This window comes from Paucibacter sp. B2R-40 (assembly GCF_025717555.1).
Taxonomy (GTDB): domain Bacteria; phylum Pseudomonadota; class Gammaproteobacteria; order Burkholderiales; family Burkholderiaceae_C; genus Paucibacter_A.
Window position 1 is genome coordinate 375,750 of sequence record NZ_JAJIRP010000002.1, and the last position, 18,005, is coordinate 393,754.

The 18,005-nt window shown below is 63.3% G+C and carries 13 protein-coding genes; 5 read left to right on the plus strand and 8 right to left on the minus strand.

Annotated features, from left to right (window positions below; all coding sequences use genetic code 11):
* The first annotated feature begins 91 nt into the window (after positions 1 to 91).
* From LNV09_RS05575 to LNV09_RS05590, 4 genes are read left to right on the plus strand one after another with little or no spacing between them, the layout of a single operon-like run.
* On the plus strand, positions 92 to 3,376 hold the full coding sequence (locus LNV09_RS05575) for a PAS domain-containing hybrid sensor histidine kinase/response regulator (RefSeq protein WP_263556090.1): 3,285 nt from the start codon (positions 92 to 94) through the stop codon (positions 3,374 to 3,376).
* A gap of 28 nt (positions 3,377 to 3,404) precedes the next feature.
* Positions 3,405 to 4,115, plus strand: a complete 711-nt coding sequence (gene ypfH, locus LNV09_RS05580) for an esterase (protein WP_263556091.1) — start codon at positions 3,405 to 3,407, stop codon at positions 4,113 to 4,115.
* The gene (locus tag LNV09_RS05585) at positions 4,112 to 4,804 is read left to right on the plus strand and encodes a response regulator (RefSeq protein WP_263556092.1); all 693 of its coding nucleotides are present in this window, start codon (positions 4,112 to 4,114) and stop codon (positions 4,802 to 4,804) included. The genes ypfH and LNV09_RS05585 overlap by 4 nt, the downstream gene beginning before the upstream one ends.
* A complete protein-coding gene (locus tag LNV09_RS05590; RefSeq protein WP_263556093.1) occupies positions 4,791 to 6,119 on the plus strand; it encodes an ATP-binding protein in 1,329 nt (442 codons plus the stop codon). Before LNV09_RS05585 ends, LNV09_RS05590 begins: the two co-directional genes overlap by 14 nt.
* On the opposite strand, the gene LNV09_RS05595 is transcribed toward LNV09_RS05590, so the two are convergent.
* On the minus strand, positions 6,116 to 6,661 hold the full coding sequence (locus LNV09_RS05595) for an outer membrane beta-barrel protein (protein WP_263556094.1): 546 nt from the start codon (positions 6,659 to 6,661) through the stop codon (positions 6,116 to 6,118). The genes LNV09_RS05590 and LNV09_RS05595 overlap by 4 nt on opposite strands.
* A 413-nt stretch (positions 6,662 to 7,074) precedes the next feature.
* Between LNV09_RS05595 and LNV09_RS05600 the strand changes: the two genes are divergently transcribed.
* The gene (locus LNV09_RS05600; protein ID WP_263556095.1) at positions 7,075 to 8,724 is read left to right on the plus strand and encodes an ankyrin repeat domain-containing protein; all 1,650 of its coding nucleotides are present in this window, start codon (positions 7,075 to 7,077) and stop codon (positions 8,722 to 8,724) included.
* An 83-nt stretch (positions 8,725 to 8,807) separates the two neighbouring features.
* Here LNV09_RS05600 and LNV09_RS05605 read toward each other — a convergent pair whose 3' ends face one another.
* The 7 genes from LNV09_RS05605 to LNV09_RS05635 all read right to left on the minus strand — a co-directional run bounded on the left by LNV09_RS05605 (position 8,808) and on the right by LNV09_RS05635 (position 17,791).
* Complete coding sequence (locus LNV09_RS05605; RefSeq protein WP_263556096.1) at positions 8,808 to 10,523, minus strand: M14 family metallopeptidase; 1,716 nt, start codon at positions 10,521 to 10,523, stop codon at positions 8,808 to 8,810.
* A gap of 123 nt (positions 10,524 to 10,646) precedes the next feature.
* Positions 10,647 to 10,823, minus strand: a complete 177-nt coding sequence (locus LNV09_RS05610) for a hypothetical protein (protein WP_263556097.1) — start codon at positions 10,821 to 10,823, stop codon at positions 10,647 to 10,649.
* A gap of 7 nt (positions 10,824 to 10,830) precedes the next feature.
* On the minus strand, positions 10,831 to 11,595 hold the full coding sequence (locus LNV09_RS05615; protein WP_263556098.1) for a LytR/AlgR family response regulator transcription factor: 765 nt from the start codon (positions 11,593 to 11,595) through the stop codon (positions 10,831 to 10,833).
* Positions 11,592 to 12,692: a sensor histidine kinase gene (locus LNV09_RS05620; RefSeq protein WP_263556099.1), complete on the minus strand. Its 1,101-nt coding sequence runs from the start codon at positions 12,690 to 12,692 to the stop codon at positions 11,592 to 11,594. Before LNV09_RS05620 ends, LNV09_RS05615 begins: the two co-directional genes overlap by 4 nt.
* Before the next feature lie 77 nt (positions 12,693 to 12,769).
* A complete protein-coding gene (locus LNV09_RS05625) occupies positions 12,770 to 13,528 on the minus strand; it encodes a class II glutamine amidotransferase (RefSeq protein WP_263556100.1) in 759 nt (252 codons plus the stop codon).
* A 3-nt stretch (positions 13,529 to 13,531) separates the two neighbouring features.
* The gene (locus tag LNV09_RS05630; RefSeq protein ID WP_263556101.1) at positions 13,532 to 14,791 is read right to left on the minus strand and encodes an NAD(P)/FAD-dependent oxidoreductase; all 1,260 of its coding nucleotides are present in this window, start codon (positions 14,789 to 14,791) and stop codon (positions 13,532 to 13,534) included.
* A gap of 153 nt (positions 14,792 to 14,944) precedes the next feature.
* Positions 14,945 to 17,791 (minus strand): TonB-dependent receptor, encoded by a 2,847-nt coding sequence (locus tag LNV09_RS05635; RefSeq protein ID WP_263556102.1) that lies wholly within the window; start codon positions 17,789 to 17,791, stop codon positions 14,945 to 14,947.
* Between the last annotated feature and the right edge of the window lie 214 nt (positions 17,792 to 18,005).

Here is an 18,005-nt window from a genome sequence, read left to right on the forward strand (position 1 = left end):
GACCCCGATTCAGGTGCTAACCCAATGGTCAAGCGCCAATTTGTCGGAGAGACTCGCGCGTTGAACTAAGTTGAGCGAAGCGGTTGGCAAAGTGAGCAAGGAACCCCAAGACGATTTGAGCAGCCTGGTGGGCCAGGAGCTGAGCCCGGCCGATCAGCAAGCGCTGATGGAGCGCAATTTGCGCTGGCACGCGGCGCGGCTGTTTCTCGGTGCGGCCGGTGCCATTTTGCTGGCCGCTGCATGCGTGCTGCTGCTGGGCCGCCAAAGCGATGAGATGCTCAGTGGCCTGCTGCCACCCGCCGCCGCTGCCGCCATTGCATTCTTGAGCCTGATTGCCTTGTGGCGCCTGCCGCGCCGCCTGGGCATGTTGGCCGTGCTCTCGACCATGGGCCTGGTGATGGGCTTGACCGTGCTGATCGCGGTGTCGCGTGGCACCGGTCTGTACTCGCTGAGTTTGTCAGTGCTGGGCCTGCTGGCGGCCTTCTCGACCGCCATGCTCGGGCTGCGCGTCGGCATGGCGCTGGCCGCTTTCAGTCTGGCCGCCGTACTGGGCTTGGGCTGGGCCGAGTTGCAGGGCTGGCATAGCAGCGCCGTTGCGCTGTCCAGCCTGCCGCTGCGCATTGCCACCCACTGCTTGTTGATCGTCGTCGGGCTGATTCTGGGCTACGCCATGCTGCGCATGGTGCAGCGCTCCACCAAAGAGGCGGCCGAGCGCAATGCGCGCTTTCGCGGCCTTTTGAGCATGGCGGCCGATTGGTATTGGGAGATGAACCGCGACTACCGCTTCACCCATTTGGCCGAAGACACGCCCGGCAAATCGGGGCTGGACCTGCAAGCGCGCCTGGGCAAGACGCCGTGGGAGATCGAGAACCTGGGCGTCAGCGACGAAGACATGGACGCACACCGCGCCGACCTGGAGTCGCACCGCCCTTTCCACGGCATGGTGGCGCGCCGGCGCGCCTTGGACGGCGGCGTTGTCTATGTGTCCATCAGCGGCGAGCCACGCTTTGACAGCCAGGGCAATTTCCGCGGCTATTGGGGCGTGGGGCGTGACGTCACCGACGAAGTGCAGGCCGAGAACGCCGTGCACGCCACCGAGACGCGCTACCGCGAGCTGTTTCGCCGCTCGCCCAGCCCTTTGGTGCTGCACCGCTGGGGCCGCGTGCTCGATGCCAACCCGGCCGCGATGGCGATGTTCGGCTACACCCAGCGCAGCAGCATGATTGGCCAAGATCTGTTCTCGCATTACGAGCCCGGCGACGATGAGCGCGCGCGCCAACGCGCCGCCAAGATCGAGGCGATGGCCGTCGGCGGCATGTTGCCGATGGCGGAGTTCCGCCTGCGCACCTTGTCCCGGCGCCGCCGCCTGGTGTCGGCCACCAGCGTGCGCGTCGACGCCACCAGCGGCCCGGCGACCTTGAGCTTTTTCATCGACCAGACCGAGCAGTCGCGCGCCCAGGATGCGCTGCGCCGCTCCGAAGGCCTGCTCTCGCACCTGGTCGCCACCAGCCCCGACGTCATCACGCTGACCGAGATGAGTTCGGGCCGCTATGCGATGGTCAACAAGACTTTTGAGCGCCTGAGCGGCTATAGCAGCGAAGAAGTGCTGGGCCGTACGGCGGATGAGTTAGGGATCTGGCAAAACCTGGACGAACGCGACCATGTATTGGATTTGATACGCCTGAACGGGCGCTGCGACGAGTTCCCGGTGACCTTGCTGAACAAGGCGGGCGAGCCGATTTCAATTCTGCTGTCGGCCGCGCCTTTTGCCATGGACGGACAGCAATACCTGGTCACCAACTCGCGCGATGTGAGCGAGTCCGAGCGCAGCCGCCTGGTGCATCAGGCCATCTTGGAGAACGCCTCGATTGGCATCACCTTGACGCGCGACCAGCATTTTGTGCAGGTCAATCGCTTGGTAGAGGAGATGTTCGGCTGGCCCGGCGGCAGCCTGATCGGCCAGCATGGCAGCGTGGTCTGGCCCAGCAAAGAGAGCTACCAGAACGTCGGCCAGGAGCTGGGCTTGAAGCTGGAAGCGGGCGAGCAAGTCGAGACCGAGCAAACCATGCGCCGGCGCGACGGCAGCACGTTCTTATGCCGCTTGCTGGCCAAAGCGGTGGACCCGCATCACCCGAGCCGGGGTGGCACGATCTGGATTCTGGAAGACATCACCGAGCGCCGCCGCGTCGAGGCCGCACTCGCCCAAGCCAAGGACGAAGCGCAGGCAGCCAGCCGCGCCAAGAGCGCCTTTCTGGCCAATACCAGCCATGAGATCCGCACGCCGCTGAACGGCCTGCTGGGCTTGGCGCGCATGTTGCAACAGCCCGATCTGAGCGAGGCCACGCGGCGCAATTATCTGGACCAGATGCTGGACAGCGCCGAAAGCCTGTCGGGCCTGATCTCGGACATTCTGGACCTGTCCAAGATCGAAGCCGGCCGCCTGACGCTGGAAGCGGCACCGTTCGGTTTGCGCGATATGTTGTCTACCATGCGCATGGCTTACTTCACGCTGGCGCAAGCGCACCGGCTGGCGTTTCAGATCGATGTGGACGCCGATGTGCCGGCCTGGGTGGTGGGCGACCAGGTGCGCATCCGACAAATCCTCAGCAACTATTTGTCGAATGCCTTGAAGTTCACCGAGACCGGCTCGGTGGCCGTGCGGGTCTTGAGTTCGGCCCATGAGCGGGTGCGCATTGAAGTGATAGACACCGGCCCCGGCATCGCGCCGTCCATGCATGAGCGCTTGTTCCAGCCCTTCACGCAGGCCGATGAATCGACCACGCGCCGCTACGGCGGCACCGGCCTGGGTTTGTCGATCTGCCGCGAGTTGGCCACGCTGATGGGGGGCGAGGTCGGCGTGCTGAGCGAATTGGGCAAGGGCTCGACCTTCTGGGCCGAGCTGCCGCTGCCGGCAGCACCCACGCCGATCAGCAACCAGCCGCGCGAGGCCCGCAATAATGAAGACCTGCAAGGCCTGCGCGTGCTGATGGTGGAAGACCACCCGGTCAATATGATGATTGCCGTCGCGCAGCTGCAGCAATGGGGGCTGGAGGTGGCGCAGGCTATCGACGGTGCCCAGGCGGTCGAGGCTATTCTTGCCGCAGCCAGCATGGGCAAGCCTTTTGACGCGGTGCTGATGGATGTGCAGATGCCGGTGATGAGCGGGCACGAGGCGACGCGCGAGGTGCGCCGGCGCTTCGGCGCCGAAGAGCTGCCCATCATCGCCTTGACTGCAGCGGCGCTGATCTCGGAGCGCGACGAGGCGCTGGCCTCGGGCATGAACGAGTTCCTCACCAAGCCGATTGACGCGCCCAAGCTGCGCGCGACCTTGGTGCGGCTGATCGGCCACCGCGATAACGACCGCAACCGATCCTGAACCACTCTCGGGCGGCGACAATCGGCACATGAACAAAGCCTCGCCTGCCCCCTTCGCCTCGCGCGCCGTCGCCATGCTGCCCGACAAGGGCCAGCCCGAGTTGCTGTTCCTGCTCCTGCATGGGGCCGGTGCCGATGCAGCGCAGATGCGGCCGCTGGCGCAAGCACTGCGGGCGCAATACCCGCAAGCCGCCGTGCTGGCGCTCAATGCAACTTTGCCCGTAGAAGGCGGCCAGCAGTGGTATGACCTCGATGGATGCAATGACGACAACCACGCCGAGCGCGTGCAGGCCGCCCTGCCCGCCTTCATCGCCACCGTGCGCAGCTGGGCGGCGCAGTGGGACTTGCCCTGGCAGCATGTCGCTCTGGGCGGCTTCTCGCAGGGCGCAGTGCTGGCCTTAGAGGCTGCGCAGGCCGAGGCGCAATTGGTGGGTCGGGTGCTGGCCTTCTCAGGCGCCTACGCCACACCGCCGGCCCATGCGCCACATGAGGTGAGCCTGCATATTCTGCACGGCCAACTGGACGGTGTCTTGCCCTATCAAGACCAGGTCAGCGCGGCCCGTAGACTAGTGCAGTTAGGCGCCGACATCACAGCCGATGTCCTGCCCGACATCGGCCATGAATTGCACCCCGAGCTGATTGAGCGCGCGATGGAACAGCTGCGCACCTTTTTGCCGGCACGGATGTGGAAAGAGGCGATGCAGGCGGCGGCCGAACAAGACGGAGCTGGGAAGAAATGACGGCTGAAACTGCAGCACGCTTGCTCTTGGTCGAGGACGATGCTCGCCTGGCCGAGCTGGTTGTCGCCAGCCTGAGCAAGGCCGGCTACCTAGTCAGCCATAGCGCCAGCGGCCTGGAAGGCGAGGCCATGATGCGCGCCGGGGGTTTCGATCTGGTGCTGCTGGACGGCCATCTGCCGGACAAAGACGGCTTTGACGTGCTGCGCGATGTGCGGCGTGACTTTGCCGGCCGCATCGTGATGCTGACCGCCCGCGACGATGACATCGATCAGGTGATGGGCCTGGACGGCGGCGCCGACGACTACATCACCAAGCCGGTCTCTCCGCGCGTGCTGTTGGCGCGGCTCAAGGCCTTGCTGCGTCGCGATGCGCCGGCACCGGCACTCTCCGACGAGATCGGTGAGCTGCGCTTCGGCGAGCTGCTGATCAAGCCCGCTGCGCGTTCGGTCGTTTTGGCGAGCGCAGAGGTCGAGCTGACAACCGCCGAGTTTGACCTGCTGCTCTTCCTGGCCGAGCGCGCCGGCACGGTCGTCACGCGCGACGACATCATGCAAGGCCTGCGCGGCCTGGAGTTTGATGGCCTGGACCGTGCAATCGATGCGCGCATCTCGCGCCTGCGCAGAAAGCTCGGGGCCGTGGAGTACATCAAGACCGTACGCGCTCAGGGTTATCTCTTTGCCAAAAATTAACCACCCCCTGACTCGCCTGGCGCTGGGCTTGGGCCTGGCGGTGTTGGCGCTGGTGCTGCTGGTGCAAGGCGTGGTGCTGCTGGCCGTGGACGAAATCAGTGACGACTATGTGCGCCGCTTCATGCGCGGCACGGCCACCATGCTGGTGCAAGAACTGCGGCCGCTGGACAGCGCCACCCGCCTGCAACGCGTCAAGCAGCTGGACGAGCTGTTCGTCTACCCGGTTCAGATCATTTCGGCCGACAGCCTGCCAAAACGTCTGGGTACCGCCGACCGTGATCGGCTGGCGCGCGGCGAGTTGCTGGTGCAGGGTTTCAACCGGCTGATCTACGCCGGCATCGCACCCGGCGATCCGCAGATCTTGCGCTTGGGGCCCCTGAATGCCGACAACCACCCCGGCAACGGCTGGGTGCTGCCGCGCGAGCTTTGGCTGCAACTGGCCGTGGCCTTGGCGCTGGCGGCCAGCGTGGTGCCGCTGAGCTGGTGGCTGATGCGCCCGGCCTGGCGTGATCTGCGCCACTTGCAAGAAGCCGGCGAGGCCATGTTGGCTGGTCGCTTTGATGAGCCGATCAAGGAAAGCCAAAGCCATTTGTTTGCGCCCATCGCGGCCGGAGGGCGCGCGATGCTGGCCAAGTTGGCCAGCGCCTTGGCCAGCCAGCGCGAGCTGACCGGCTCGATTTCACATGAGCTGCGCACGCCCTTGGCGCGGCTGCGCTTCGCCCTAGACGCCTTGGTGGACGAAGAGGACGCCGCCCAACGCGAGCTTGCCGTGCAGGCTTGTGAGCGCGATCTGGACGAGCTTGACACCCTGATCGACACCAGCCTGATGCTGGCCAGGCTGGACATGGGCGCGCTGGAGGCACGCTGCGAGATGGGCGACTTGACCGGGCTCTTGGCTGCCGAAGTGCAAAGCCTAGCGCCATTATTGGACGGCAAGAAGCTGCAAACCAATCTGACTTTGCCGCCGCTTGTTCGCTTTGACGCCCGGCTGCTGCCTTATGGCCTGCGCAATGCGCTGCGCAATGCCGCCCGCCATGCGCGGGGCGAGATTTTGCTGTCTGCCTCGGTCGAGCAGGGTCAGGTCTTGCTGATGGTCGATGACGATGGCGAGGGCGTGCCCGTGGCCGAGCGCGAAGATGTGTTCACGCCCTTCAAACGTTTGGCGAACAAGCGCAGCGGACATGGCTTTGGCCTCGGGCTGGCGATCGTGCGGCGGGTTGCCGAGGCGCATGGCGGCGTGGCCCGCATGGCGAGCGCACCGCTCGGCGGGGCCAGACTGCTGATCAGCTGGCCCGCCGAGCTGCCCAACACTTAGAAGTGGTAATTGACGCCCATGCTCAGCACATTGCTGGCATTGCCATAGGTCGACTGCGTGGGCATATTGTTGAAGCGCGTCAGCTCGGTGCGCAGCGCCCAGTTCTTGTCGAGCGCGTACTCCATACCCAGGCCGGTCTTGAAGCCCACCGCATGGTTTTTGTCAAAGCCCGAATAGCTGCGCTCATTGTGGGCGGCGCCCAAACGACCGTAAAACGCAAACTTGTCGCTCAAGGGCAGGCGGCCGATGGCGTCCAGCGAATAGCTGGTGCTGGTGGATTCGCCATTGCCGATATGGGTTGAGCCCAAGCGTGTCACACCCAGTTCGGTAGCGAAATACTTGTTGAACTGATAGCCGCCATAAACGCCCCAGCTGGTGGCGGTCTTGTCGGTGGAGACGGCGGGCTTGGTCGGGCTCTTCAGATTGTTGCTGGAGCTGCCGATGTCGCCGCCCACATAAAAGCCTTGCTCGGCCGCTTGGGTCAGGCCGGCGCCGGTCAAACAAGCCAAAGTCGTGCTGATGGCAATGATTTGCTTCTTCATAGGAGGTCCAACCTTTCAAATATCAATAACAGTCTCGTTCAGCGGGGGCTTTGCCTGTTGGCTTGCTGCCCCGAGAAGCGATGTAGTGATTGTGTTGAAAGGTCGCCCTGGCGTCTGTGGGCCAACTGTTTGGCTTGTGTGACGGTGTGTGACAGCGGCTGAGTCGGCGGGCCCAAGCTGCACCAGGCGAATCCGGCCCTGGGCCGCATTCAGCCCCCGCACTGTTTCTCAGTTATGGCACACTGCACCCTAGCGCCAGCCGGGGCGCTGCTGGATCCACAGGCAGGGCTGAGCCCACCCGGACGGACGCGAGTTCATCAAGACCGCGTCCGCTCAAACTTCACTTCCCGCTGTTTTGCCTTTGTGCGGCCTGATCGCGCGGATCGCAGGCTTTACACGCATGGAGGTTTCCCTTGTCTACGAACCATCACGGGGCTGCAGCGCAGCCCACCCTGCCCGCGATTCCGGCACTTCCCGCGCTCCCCGAACTTGCCGATCTGCAACAGCTCAAGCGCCAAGCACGTGAACTGCTGCGCGCCTGGCGTGCCGCTGATCACCCCAGCCTGGAACGCGCTGCGCCCTACCGCCGCGACGACGCTGGCGCACCGCCCAGCCTCAGCCTGGCCCAACTGGTGATTGCACGCGAACTGGGCTTCCCCAGCTGGCCCGCCCTGCACCGCGCCGTCATGGCGCAGCAGGAGGCACGCCAGCTCGACAACGCGGCGCTGGTCACGCGCAGCCTGGCTTTGGCGCTGGGCCGGGGCTGGGACAGCCCGAAGCCGGAAAGAGCCTTGGCGCTGATGCAGCGTTTGCGTGGTCCATGCCCGCCGGGCCTGCGCGCCGCCCTAGCCTTGGTGCGGGGTGAGCTGGAGACGCTTGAAGCGGTGCCCGCTGCTGGCCAGCGCCTGCCACCATTCAATGCGCCGGCCTTGGCCTATGTGTGCTTCTCCAGCCTGCATCGCCTGGGTGAGCCCTGGGAGGGCGGCTTGATGCGCAGCGCCCAAGCCTTGCTTGCAGATTGTGCGCAAGCTGCCAGCGATCTCCATGCCCTGCGCATGCCCGACCCCGACCTGGAGCCCTCGCCAGATGCGAGCACGCCGCCCGGGCTGCCGCTGCTCTATGGCGCCATCACCAGGGCGCAAAGCCCCGGCCTCGCCGCCGCACTGCTGGCCGCCGGCGCAAAACCCAATGACGGCGAATCGCTCTATCACGCCTGCGAGGACCCCGATCGCGGCCGAGCCGCGCTGCAGATCCGTCAGCTGATCGCCCATGGCGCGAGCTGGCAGGGCACTAACGCGTTATTGCGCCTGCTCGACTTCGAAGATCCCGCCGGCCTCGTCCTGGCACTCAGCCTAGGCGCCGATGTCAATGAAGCCGGCCCCCAGGGTGCCACTGCCTTGCATCATGCGCTGCGCCGGGGCCGCTCAACGGCCTGCTTGAGCCTGCTGATCGCCCATGGCGCCGACATTGCAGCACGCGACGCCGAGGGCCGCACGCCGGCCACCTTGGCGGCGCTGCTGGGTGAGCTTGAAGCGCTCGATCTGCTGGCGGCACAGGGCGCCCAGCCCGAGCTGCCCTCCGCACGAGAGCGCTTCCTGGCCGCCTGCGCGGCCGCCGATGAGCCGAGCGCTCGCGCCTTGCTGCAAGAGCAAGCCGACTTGCTTGATCAGCAGCTGACGGCCCAAGAGCTGAGGCTGCTGCCCGACCAGGCGCAACGCCGCGCCCGAAGTTCTGTGGCCTTGATGCTGTCGCTGGGCTGGCCGGTCGCGGTGCAAGGCGACTGGCAAGCCAGTGCGCTCAACCAGGCCGCCTTCAACGGCGACGCGGCCCTGGTGCAACTGCTGCTAGCTCACGGCGCCAGCTGGGAAGAGCGCAACGGCTTTAGCGGCGATGTGATGGGCAGCCTGCAACATGCCGCCGTGCATCTGCCTCAGCCCGGGAGCGACTACTTGGGCGCGCTGCAAGCGCTGTTGGCCGCCGGTGCGCCATGGCCCTCGGATGAGGAGCGCGAGGCACTGCCCGAGACTATGCAAGTCTGGCTGGACGAGCAGAGTTTGGCTTGAAAAAGCGCTGCGCCTGATTGGCCTTTGCAAAACGAGCCAGCAAGGCCTTGGGCCTGCTGGCCGAGTGCAGCGGGGGACTTGCGTCAATCCAAGCTAACTTCCGTCCTCACCGTGCCCGCGCGCTCTGCGCTGGCCGTCAGCGCCAGCCTTGTGCCCTTGGGCGCACGCACCACCCATTCGCCGACCGCCCGATCGGCCGTCAGCTCGCGGCTGGGCAAAAAGGCCTGCTGCGAGGATTTGGGGCCATGTCCTTCGAGCTGCGGGCCTTCCATGCGCTCCTTGCCGCTGACCAGGCTAACGGTAGGATCAAGCGCAGGCAAATGGATCTCGAACATCACGCCGCGCACGACCTTGCGCTCCAGCGCCCGCTTGGTCACATAGGCCGGCAGATAGCCGCTATTGGCCACCGCCAGGCGGATGCGCCAGGTGTCGGGGCCCAGCGCCCTCACCTCGGTGCGCAGCAACTCCAGCTTGGGCAGGCTGAGCGCAATCTGGTTCATCCAGGCCGGGAAGCGCGCGGCCTCGCGCTCGCGCAACCAGGGTGGCGGATTGCGCCAATAGTTCATCTTGTCCCAACCGCCAATCTCGACGTCACCGAGCTGCGGGTGATGAAAGGCGGTCCAGTCCACATGGGCCTTGCCGCCGCATTGCTCATCGCTCCATTTGAGCAGTTTCAAATCGTCTTCGACCGAGTGATCGCGGTACCAGTCAATCCATTTATAGCCCTCGATGCCGGCCTCTTTGTTCGGCGACCACAACTCCACCACCCAGAACAGCGCACCCAGATGCTCATAGACCCAGTCCTGCGTGCCGGTGATGACTTCCTTGGGGTGGTATTTGAAGTCGTGCCAGATGCTGATCGCCGGGTAGCCACTGTGCTTTTCGCCCAAGGCGGAGAAGCGCTTATAGGCCCATAGATCCTCGGGGATCATGTCGTCATCGCTGTGCCCGCCCATAGGCCGCAGGATCACGCCGCTGTGGGTGTGATAACTGATCGCCGCGCCGATATTCGGGTGGGTGGTGATGAACTCCACCATCGCCCGCACCTCGGGCTCGCTGGTCGGGAAGGGGCCGGCGCCGACCTGCTTGTATTCCTGCCGCCATTCGCTCGGGAAGTTGCGGTTCAGATCCAGTCCCTCGCGGTCTTTGTTGACCGTCACGGTCAGGCCGTCGTGGTTCTTGATGAACCCCTCGGGCAGCAGGCGGTAATACTCGCCGCCGAACTCGCCCGGCTCGCGCGCCACCAGCAGGCGGGGTTCGTCGGCATGCTTTTTGTAAGTGCCATGCGGGTCGGGCACGCGCATGCTCAGAATGCGACCGTCGCCGTCGACGTCCTCGGGCGTCAGGCCCTCGACCGGCTGCTCGTCATAGGGATAGGGCCGGGTCGAGGACCGGATATGGCGCGGCCGGTCGGCCAGGGCCAGCTCGGCACCGTCCGGGTTCAGGCGCGGCACCATATAGATAGCGCGGGTGTCGAGCAGTTGGGTCACTTGCCGACCTTGTTCATCCGGGGTGCCGTAGCCGGAGATCAGGTGGTGCAGGTAGTAGAGGCAGGTGGTCGAGGCGGTCAGCTCGGCGGCGTGGATATTGCCATCCAACCAAAAGGCCGGCTTGTCGACATCGGCACCGGTGGCCGTATTGGTCAGCACCAGCACCCAGATCTCGCGGCCCTCATGGCTGCGGCCGATCGAGCGCACCGAGACCAGATTCGGGCAGGCCTGCGAATAAGCAAACAGCAGCTCGGTCAGCGGCTCGTAACGGTAGAACTCGTCGAAGCGGGGAATGGGCAATGCGGCCATAAGTGCGAGCTCGTAGGAGTGAAAGCGATCGGGCCATTCTGCCTAAAGGATGTGACTTGTATAGCGGGGACTGCCCGTAGCTCTTCGCAAAGGCAGCTCAAAGTCAATCGCAGCAACAAAGGGCTACTTTGATGGCGGGGTGCCCGAGGTTTTTTGAGCCCGGTCCACGGGGGCCAAGTCGACGCCCGCCTTGGCGATCAAGGTATCGGGCAGACTGGTTCTCAAGGCGCTTTGCTGAACTGTCTGCACGACCACAGCGCGGCCGCGCAGCAATGGCTTGGGATGGATGAAATTGAACATCTTGCGGCTACTGCCCCTTGAACAGGCCCTGAAACTGCCGCGACACCGGCAGCTTCTCCTCGCGGCCCTTCAGCGTCACGTGCATGGAGTTTTCATCCACCCGCACCGCGCTGGCGATGCAGCGGCTGTTGACCAAGACGCTGCGGTGCAATTGCCAGAACTGCTCGGCATCCAAGCCGGCCAGCAGCTCCTTGAGCGGCGTGCGGATCAAGGCCTCGCCGCCCTGGTAGACGACTCTCGTGTAGCGGTTGTCGCTCTCGAAATAGATCACCTCCTCGGGCGCGATCAGCTTGATTTCACGGCCGAGCGAGGCCTGAATCGGGCGCATCGCTGGCTTGGGGCTGGGCAGCAAATGCTGCAGCAATTTTTGCAAATCAGCGGCCTGCGGTGAGGCCCTTGAACTCAACCTTGCCTGCACGCGCTGCAGCGCCTGCGCCAGCCGCGCATCCTCGACCGGCTTGAGGCAATAGTCGACCGCGCCGGCCTCAAAAGCCGACAGTGCATGGTCGCCATAGGCGCTGACGAACACCACCTGCGGCGGCGCGGCCAGCTCGCTCATGCGCCGCGCCACCTCCAGCCCGCTCAGACCGGGCATGCGGATGTCCAGCAAGCACAGGGTCGGCTCATGCTCCAGATAGTCGTCCCAGGCGTCGACGCCGTTCTCGCTGGCGGCCACGATGTCCAGCTCCGGCCACAGGCGCTTCAAGGCAGCGCGCAGTTGCTCACGTGGGCCTTCTTCGTCGTCGGCGATCAGGGCTTTGATGTTCTTCATGGTTTGGGCTCCACAGCATGAATCTCCAGGCTTGCCGAACAACCGGGAGTCAAAGGCTTCAGGGTCAGGCGCGCGCGTTCACCATAAAGCTGCTGCAGCCGCTCGCGTGAGTTCTGCAGGCCCAAACCGTCCACAGCATCACTGTTCAGGCCGGCACCGTCATCGCGCACCTCGATCAAGACCTGAGTCTCGACCGGGCTGGTCGCCGTGACAGTGATGCTGCCGCCGCGCAGCGCAGGCTCGATGCCGTGGCCGATGGCGTTTTCCACCAAGGTCAAGAGCAGGCCCGGCGGCAGCTGCAGCGACTCGTCCACGCCAAGGCCAATTTCGATCTGCCATTGCAATCTTGTGCCCAGTCGCGCCTGCATCACCTCCAGATAGCTGCGCACGATCTGCAGTTCCTCGGTGAGACTGAGGCTCTCGCGCTCGAACATCGGCAGCGTGGCGCGCAAATAGGCCGTGAAGGAGCGCAAGGTGCTGGCGGCGCGAGGGTCTTGGGTGTCGACCCAATGCTGGACCGAGGCGAGCGTATTGAACAGAAAGTGCGGCTGGATCTGCGCGGTCGCGAGGCGGCGGGCCAGCACCAATGCGCGATCTTGCTGATCGAGTTCTCGCAGGCGGCCTTCTATTTGCTGTGCTCGGTAGAGGGTCAAGAACCACCACGCCACCAAGCCCATCAAGACCCCCATGACGCAAGCGATCAATGGCCCCCGAATCTCTTGGCGCAACGCTTCGTCGGTTTGAAGCCATTTGTAAGCCAGGGCGGCAACGATCATGGCCACGACGGTCAACAAAGTGATGAGGTTTAGGCGAAAGCGAGTCGGCGCCAACCACAACGATTTGGCTACCCGCAAGAGAAACCAGGTCAAGGCCAGCACAGCGATGCTGAAATACACCGCAAGACCGTTCGGCAACTCGCGATAGTTAATGGCCAGCAAGACAAACACGTTGGAGTAGACATAGGTGTCGATGGCGGAAGGCCATGGCTGGTCTCCACCGCGCTCCATTTCAGCCGAAGTGAATCGCCGCTCCGGGCCTGCACAGATCCACTGCGACCAATGAAACCAACTTGAGGAGGCGTTTGTCTTTGCTTGCATGGCCGGCAGTCTAGGCCAGGCCCACCCTTCGAGCGAGCCGGATACGGCGAACTGCGGATCGCGGCGCCGAATGGCGGCTAAAAGGACATCAGCTCACCGCCGACAAACACCTTCAGCTCGCCCGGCTGGAAAGCCACCCAGGGCTCGTCGCGCGTCAGCGGCTCGGTGGCGATGATGGCCACGCGGTCTTCTTTGCTCGTCAAGCCGGCGAAATCGACGCTCAGGTCATCATCCTGCAAATGCACCCGTCCAAACGGTTGGCGTCGCTGCAAATAATGCAGATGGGTCGAACCATGCGCCCATAGCGCCTGGCCGTTAGACAAGAGCATATTGAAGGTGCCAAAAGCATTGAGCTGCGGCATCAACTCGGCCAAAGTGCGGGTCAGCTCGGCAATGCTGGGCACGTCGCAATGCGCTTTAGACAGTTCCTGCATCAGCCAGCAGAATGCGCGCTCGCTGTCGGTCTGCCCGACCGGCTTGAAGGCTGCGTGCAGGCGCGGCGCGAATTCTTTCAAGTTGCCGTTGTGCGCAAACACCCAGTAGCGGCCCCATAACTCGCGCTGGAACGGGTGGGTGTTTTCCAGCGCCACCTGACCCTGAGTGGCCTTGCGGATATGGGCAATGACGTTATCGCTCTTGATCGGATAGCGCTGCACCAACTCGGCCAAGGGCGACACGCGGGCGCTGTGATGGTCAACAAAATGGCGCAGGCCGCGGCCCTCGAAGAAGGCAATGCCAAAGCCATCCTTATGCTCGTCGGCGCGGTTCGCCAAGCCGGTGAAGCTGAACATCACGTCGGTGGGCGTATTGGCATTCATGCCGAGCAGTTGGCACATGGTTTAGCCCTCGAAGAACAAGCGTTTGAAACCCTTCAGGCTGATCAGATTGCCCGGGTTGCTGGTCTCGTTCAAGACCCCGCTCATGCGTTTGACCAGGCGCTCACTCTTGTTGGCGCGCCAGATCAACAGGTCGATCAACCAGGGGTGGGCGTTGACCTGATTGGCGCGCTCGTAGAGATCGAACTTAGGCTTTAGCGCCTTCAGGCTTTGTTCGTAGTTGCTGCGAACCAGCTCGTCGCTGCTGCCATTGGAACGGCCGGCCAGCAGCGCTTCGGCTGCCAAGATGCCGGTCTCCATCGCCTTGCCTATGCCTTCACCGGTGAAGGAGTAAGTACTGCCGGCCGCCTCGCCGGTCACCAACAGGCCGGGGCGGCTCCACTTGGCGCCGTTCAGGGTGCAGCGCAAGGGCGCGCCCTTCAGCTCGCCGACCAAGGTGCCCTCGCGCATCAACTCGGCAGCGGGCGGATAGCTCTCAACAAAGGCATCGAAAATCTTGCGCAGGTTCAGCTCTTTCTTGCTGCCCTTGCCGTCTTCCGTTTTGTGGCTGCCCGCTACGCCGACGCCGATATTGAAGCAGCCGTCCGGCGCAGGAAAGATCCAGCCGTAACCGGGCCGCACGGCCTTGGACCACACCACATCCATCGCCTTGATGCGGCCGACCATGCTGGGCGCATGCACATAACCCCTTAGCGCCACGCCACTGGGCGTGTGGCGCTCGCACAGGCCGGCGGCGCTCAGCGCCTTGGGTACGGCGCCAGTGGCCAGGATCACCCAATCAGCGCGAACTTCCCGCAACTCGTCGCCAAGCTTCAGCGTCGCGCCGATGACGCGCTGCTCGGCGTCGAGCAGCGTCGCCTCAAAACGAGCCGGCGCCAAAAACTTCGCCCCGGCATCCTGCGCACCTTGGCACAAGATGTCGTCCAGGATCTTGCGCGGCAACACCGCCAGGTGGCCGGGCACATCGACGCGCCCGCCGCGCGGGCCTATGCAGCCCACATGCGCAACCGGCTGCGCGCGCGCCATTACCTGGTCGAGCAGGCCCAAACGAGCCAGCGCCGCATGGGAATCCGGGATCAGCCCATCGCCGCAAATCTTGTCACGGCCTTGGGGCTGCTGGTCGACCAATAAAACATCCAGCCCGGCTTGCGCCAACACCCTGGCTGCCGCACTGCCGGCGGGGCCAGCGCCGATGATCAAGATCTCGCAGCGCTGTGGCAAAAATACGGGCTTGGCGGCAAGGGGTGCTTCTGACGGGGACATTGACTATTTTTCCTCTTGAGAGGGCTCATTCTAGGAGGCGGTCAAGATATGCCTGGCGAAGCCAACATGCCTTACCCATCACAGATACTTAGTTACCCAAAAAAAACGGCCCCCTAAGGAGCCGTTTTTAACTAAGCAAGTAGCCTAGGTCGATCAGAACTTCTGGCCGTAACGGACATACAGGAAACGACCTGGGATCGCGTACTGTGGGTCAAAGCTGTTGTTGGCGGTCGAGTACGCAATCGGCGGGTTCTTGTCGAACAAGTTGTTCACGCCAACAGTGAATGTGCCCTTCCAAGGTGCCTTGTACGAAGCTGATACATCGTGGTAGACCACTGCGCCGATCCGGTTCGAAGCATCGGTCGTGTCCGTGCTTGGTGTCGTGCACAGGCTCTCAAAGCCGGCATTGGCCACTTTGCTGCAATCTTCGGTCTGCGCACCGAAGTAACGCGCGCCCCAGGTTGCACCGAAATCACCATAAGACCAGTTGGCGTTCAGATTGCTGCGCAGACGCCAGTAGTTGTCACGGTCGAAGTACTTGCCGACCCGGTTTTCACCGGAGGAGTCAACGAACTGCTTCATGTAGGTCGAATCCAACACCAAGCCAAAGGTACCGAAGGAAGTCTTGGGCAGACGATAGTTAATCGTCATGTCGTAGCCTTCAACCTTGGTCGTCGCGTAGTTCAGGCCGGCCGACAACAAGGTGTTGATGGCGCCGCCGGGGCTACGTGTGTACGCGCCGCAAAAGGCTGTTTGGCCTTCCTTGATGCAACGATCCAAAATGGTGGACGCACCGATGGTCTCGATACCGTCCTTGATATCGATCTTCCACCAGTCCAAGGACACGTCGAAGCCGGTCAAGAAGCCCGGAGCGTAGACGACACCAAGGGTCTTGGTCGTGGATGTCTCAGGCTTCAAGTTGGGGTTGCCGCCAACGCTGATGCGAATCTGCGAGTTGCCTTGGTCGTAACCGCCCACTGGCACGCCTTGCGCATGGCAACGGCCCTTTTGCTCGTCGGTCAACTTAGCGTAGCCGCCACCGCTGGTCGTCGAGCAAGGATCGCCCAAGGTTGGGAAGCTGTCAGACACGCCCTGGTACAGCTCAGAGATCGACGGCGCACGGAAGCCTTGGCCCCAGTTACCGCGGACCATGAAGCTGTCGACGACTTGCCAACGCAAACCGGCCTTGCTATTGGTCGTACTGCCGAAGTTCGAATAGTCGGAATAGCGCGTCGCAACCGACAGGTCAATCATCTTGGCGAAGGGCAGGCCCTTCAGCAGAGGAATCGACAACTCACCGAAAGCCTCTTTGACGTTGTAGCTGCCATCAGTCGCTGTGCGGGAATTGCCCGTGGTGTTGCCCGAAGCGATCAGGGCATCCGGACGGTCATAACCCGACTCGCTGCGGCGCTCAATACCCACGGCGATGGAGGCCATGCCGGCAGGCAGCTTGACCAGGTCGCCGGACATATTGGCGTAGACCTGGGACATCGTGGAGCCCCGCAGGTCATGCGCCTCAAAGCTGGAATAGCCCAGCATGTCCGGCGTGATCGAGCCGACACCGCCCAACAGGTTCATAGGCACGCAACCGTTGATGCGAGTGGCGATATCGCCGGCCTTGCTCACGCAGGTCGGCACACCCTTGCCATCCATCATCGACGGGCCGAGTGCGGAACGCATGGCCAGCAGATTGAACAAGCCCTTGGTCGTGTCTTGCTGGCTGTTGCGGCCATAGGTGGCGCCAGCATCCCAGCTGAAATCACGCTCCAGCATTGTGAAGCTGCCTTCCAGGCCGGCATTGAAGCCGCTGGTGTTGACGTCTTGCTTGAACGAACGGCCGCCGGTTTCAACCGCACGACGCTGCACGCGCGACACGTCCAAGCCGAACGGGTTGTACATGCTGTCTTTGCTGATCGAAATCGTCTTGGCGATGGAACCAGCGCCAGGGCCGGTGCCCAGCACGATAGGCATCGCAGCCAGCAACTGCTCGGACTTGCGGTTATTAAACACCGCCATCATGCTGGCCGTGACCTTGTCGCTGATGTCGTACTGCACGCGGCCAAACACAGAGGCGCGCTCTTGCGGCGTCACCAGGTAGTTGTCGGGTGCGAAGTTGTAGTTGTCAGCCGCGCTGTAGGCGCGCCAGTCCTTGCCAAGCTTGCCCGGATCGTAGGTGAACTGACCCGAAGCGCCGCCGGGGCGTGATTCGCCACCGGTACAGGCGCCGGTCACAGAGTTGAAAGTGCCTTTGCAAAGGCCGAAGCGGCCACCAGGGATGGTGGAGCTGCCGAAGGTCACGCCGGTGTTGACGACGGGGACGGCCGAGATGTCTCGGTCGCCTGCTCCGAGCGCGTCTTCCTTGACATAAGCCATGCCCAACACCGAGCGCACCTTGCCCGAATTGCCGCCAATGGTCAGGTCGACAGACTGGCGCTTACCGTCACCTTTGCCATACTGACCTGTGTAGCCATTGAACTCCATGCCTTCGAAGGACTTGCGCAAGATCACGTTCACCACGCCAGCGATAGCGTCTGAGCCGTAAGTTGCAGACGCGCCGTCTTTCAGCACGTCAATCCGCTCGACTGCAGCGGTCGGGATGGTGTTGAGGTCGACTGCGCCGCCCAAGCCAGTACCACCAACCCAGCGCTTGCCATTCACAAGCACGAGGGTTCGGCCGGACCCCAGGTTACGCAAGCTCACTTGCGATTCGCCGTTACCGCCGTTATTGAACGTGGAGTTCAGCGCCGAGCCGTTCGTGCTGATCTGCTGAATCATCTCGCCCACAGATGTCAAGCCGGTGGCTTGCAGCGCTTCTCTATTGAGAGAAAACACCGGCTGCGAGGTTTCGGCGTCGATCCGCTTGATGCGGCTACCTGTGATCTCGATACGCTCCAACTGCTGAGCCTCGGCCGTCTGAGCCTGCGCAGCGGTGGCCATGGTGCCGATCGCGATGAAAACAGCCGCGCCAACGGCGCTGACTTTATGGGTTTTAGAAATCATCTTTAGTTAACCTTGGGGTAGTGGTTTTGTCACAATCGCTGCTGCCGATGACTCGCCTTCTTTGGGCAGGTCCGACCAGAACAACGGCTCTTGGTAACAAAACTTTACCGCCCCCCCGTGCCAAAGGACATGGTGATATGTCCCCGTGACAAAGATGCAACACCCCCTCTGATTAAGGGGCTGCTTGCTGTAGGTGAGCGCGCTAGCAGACTCA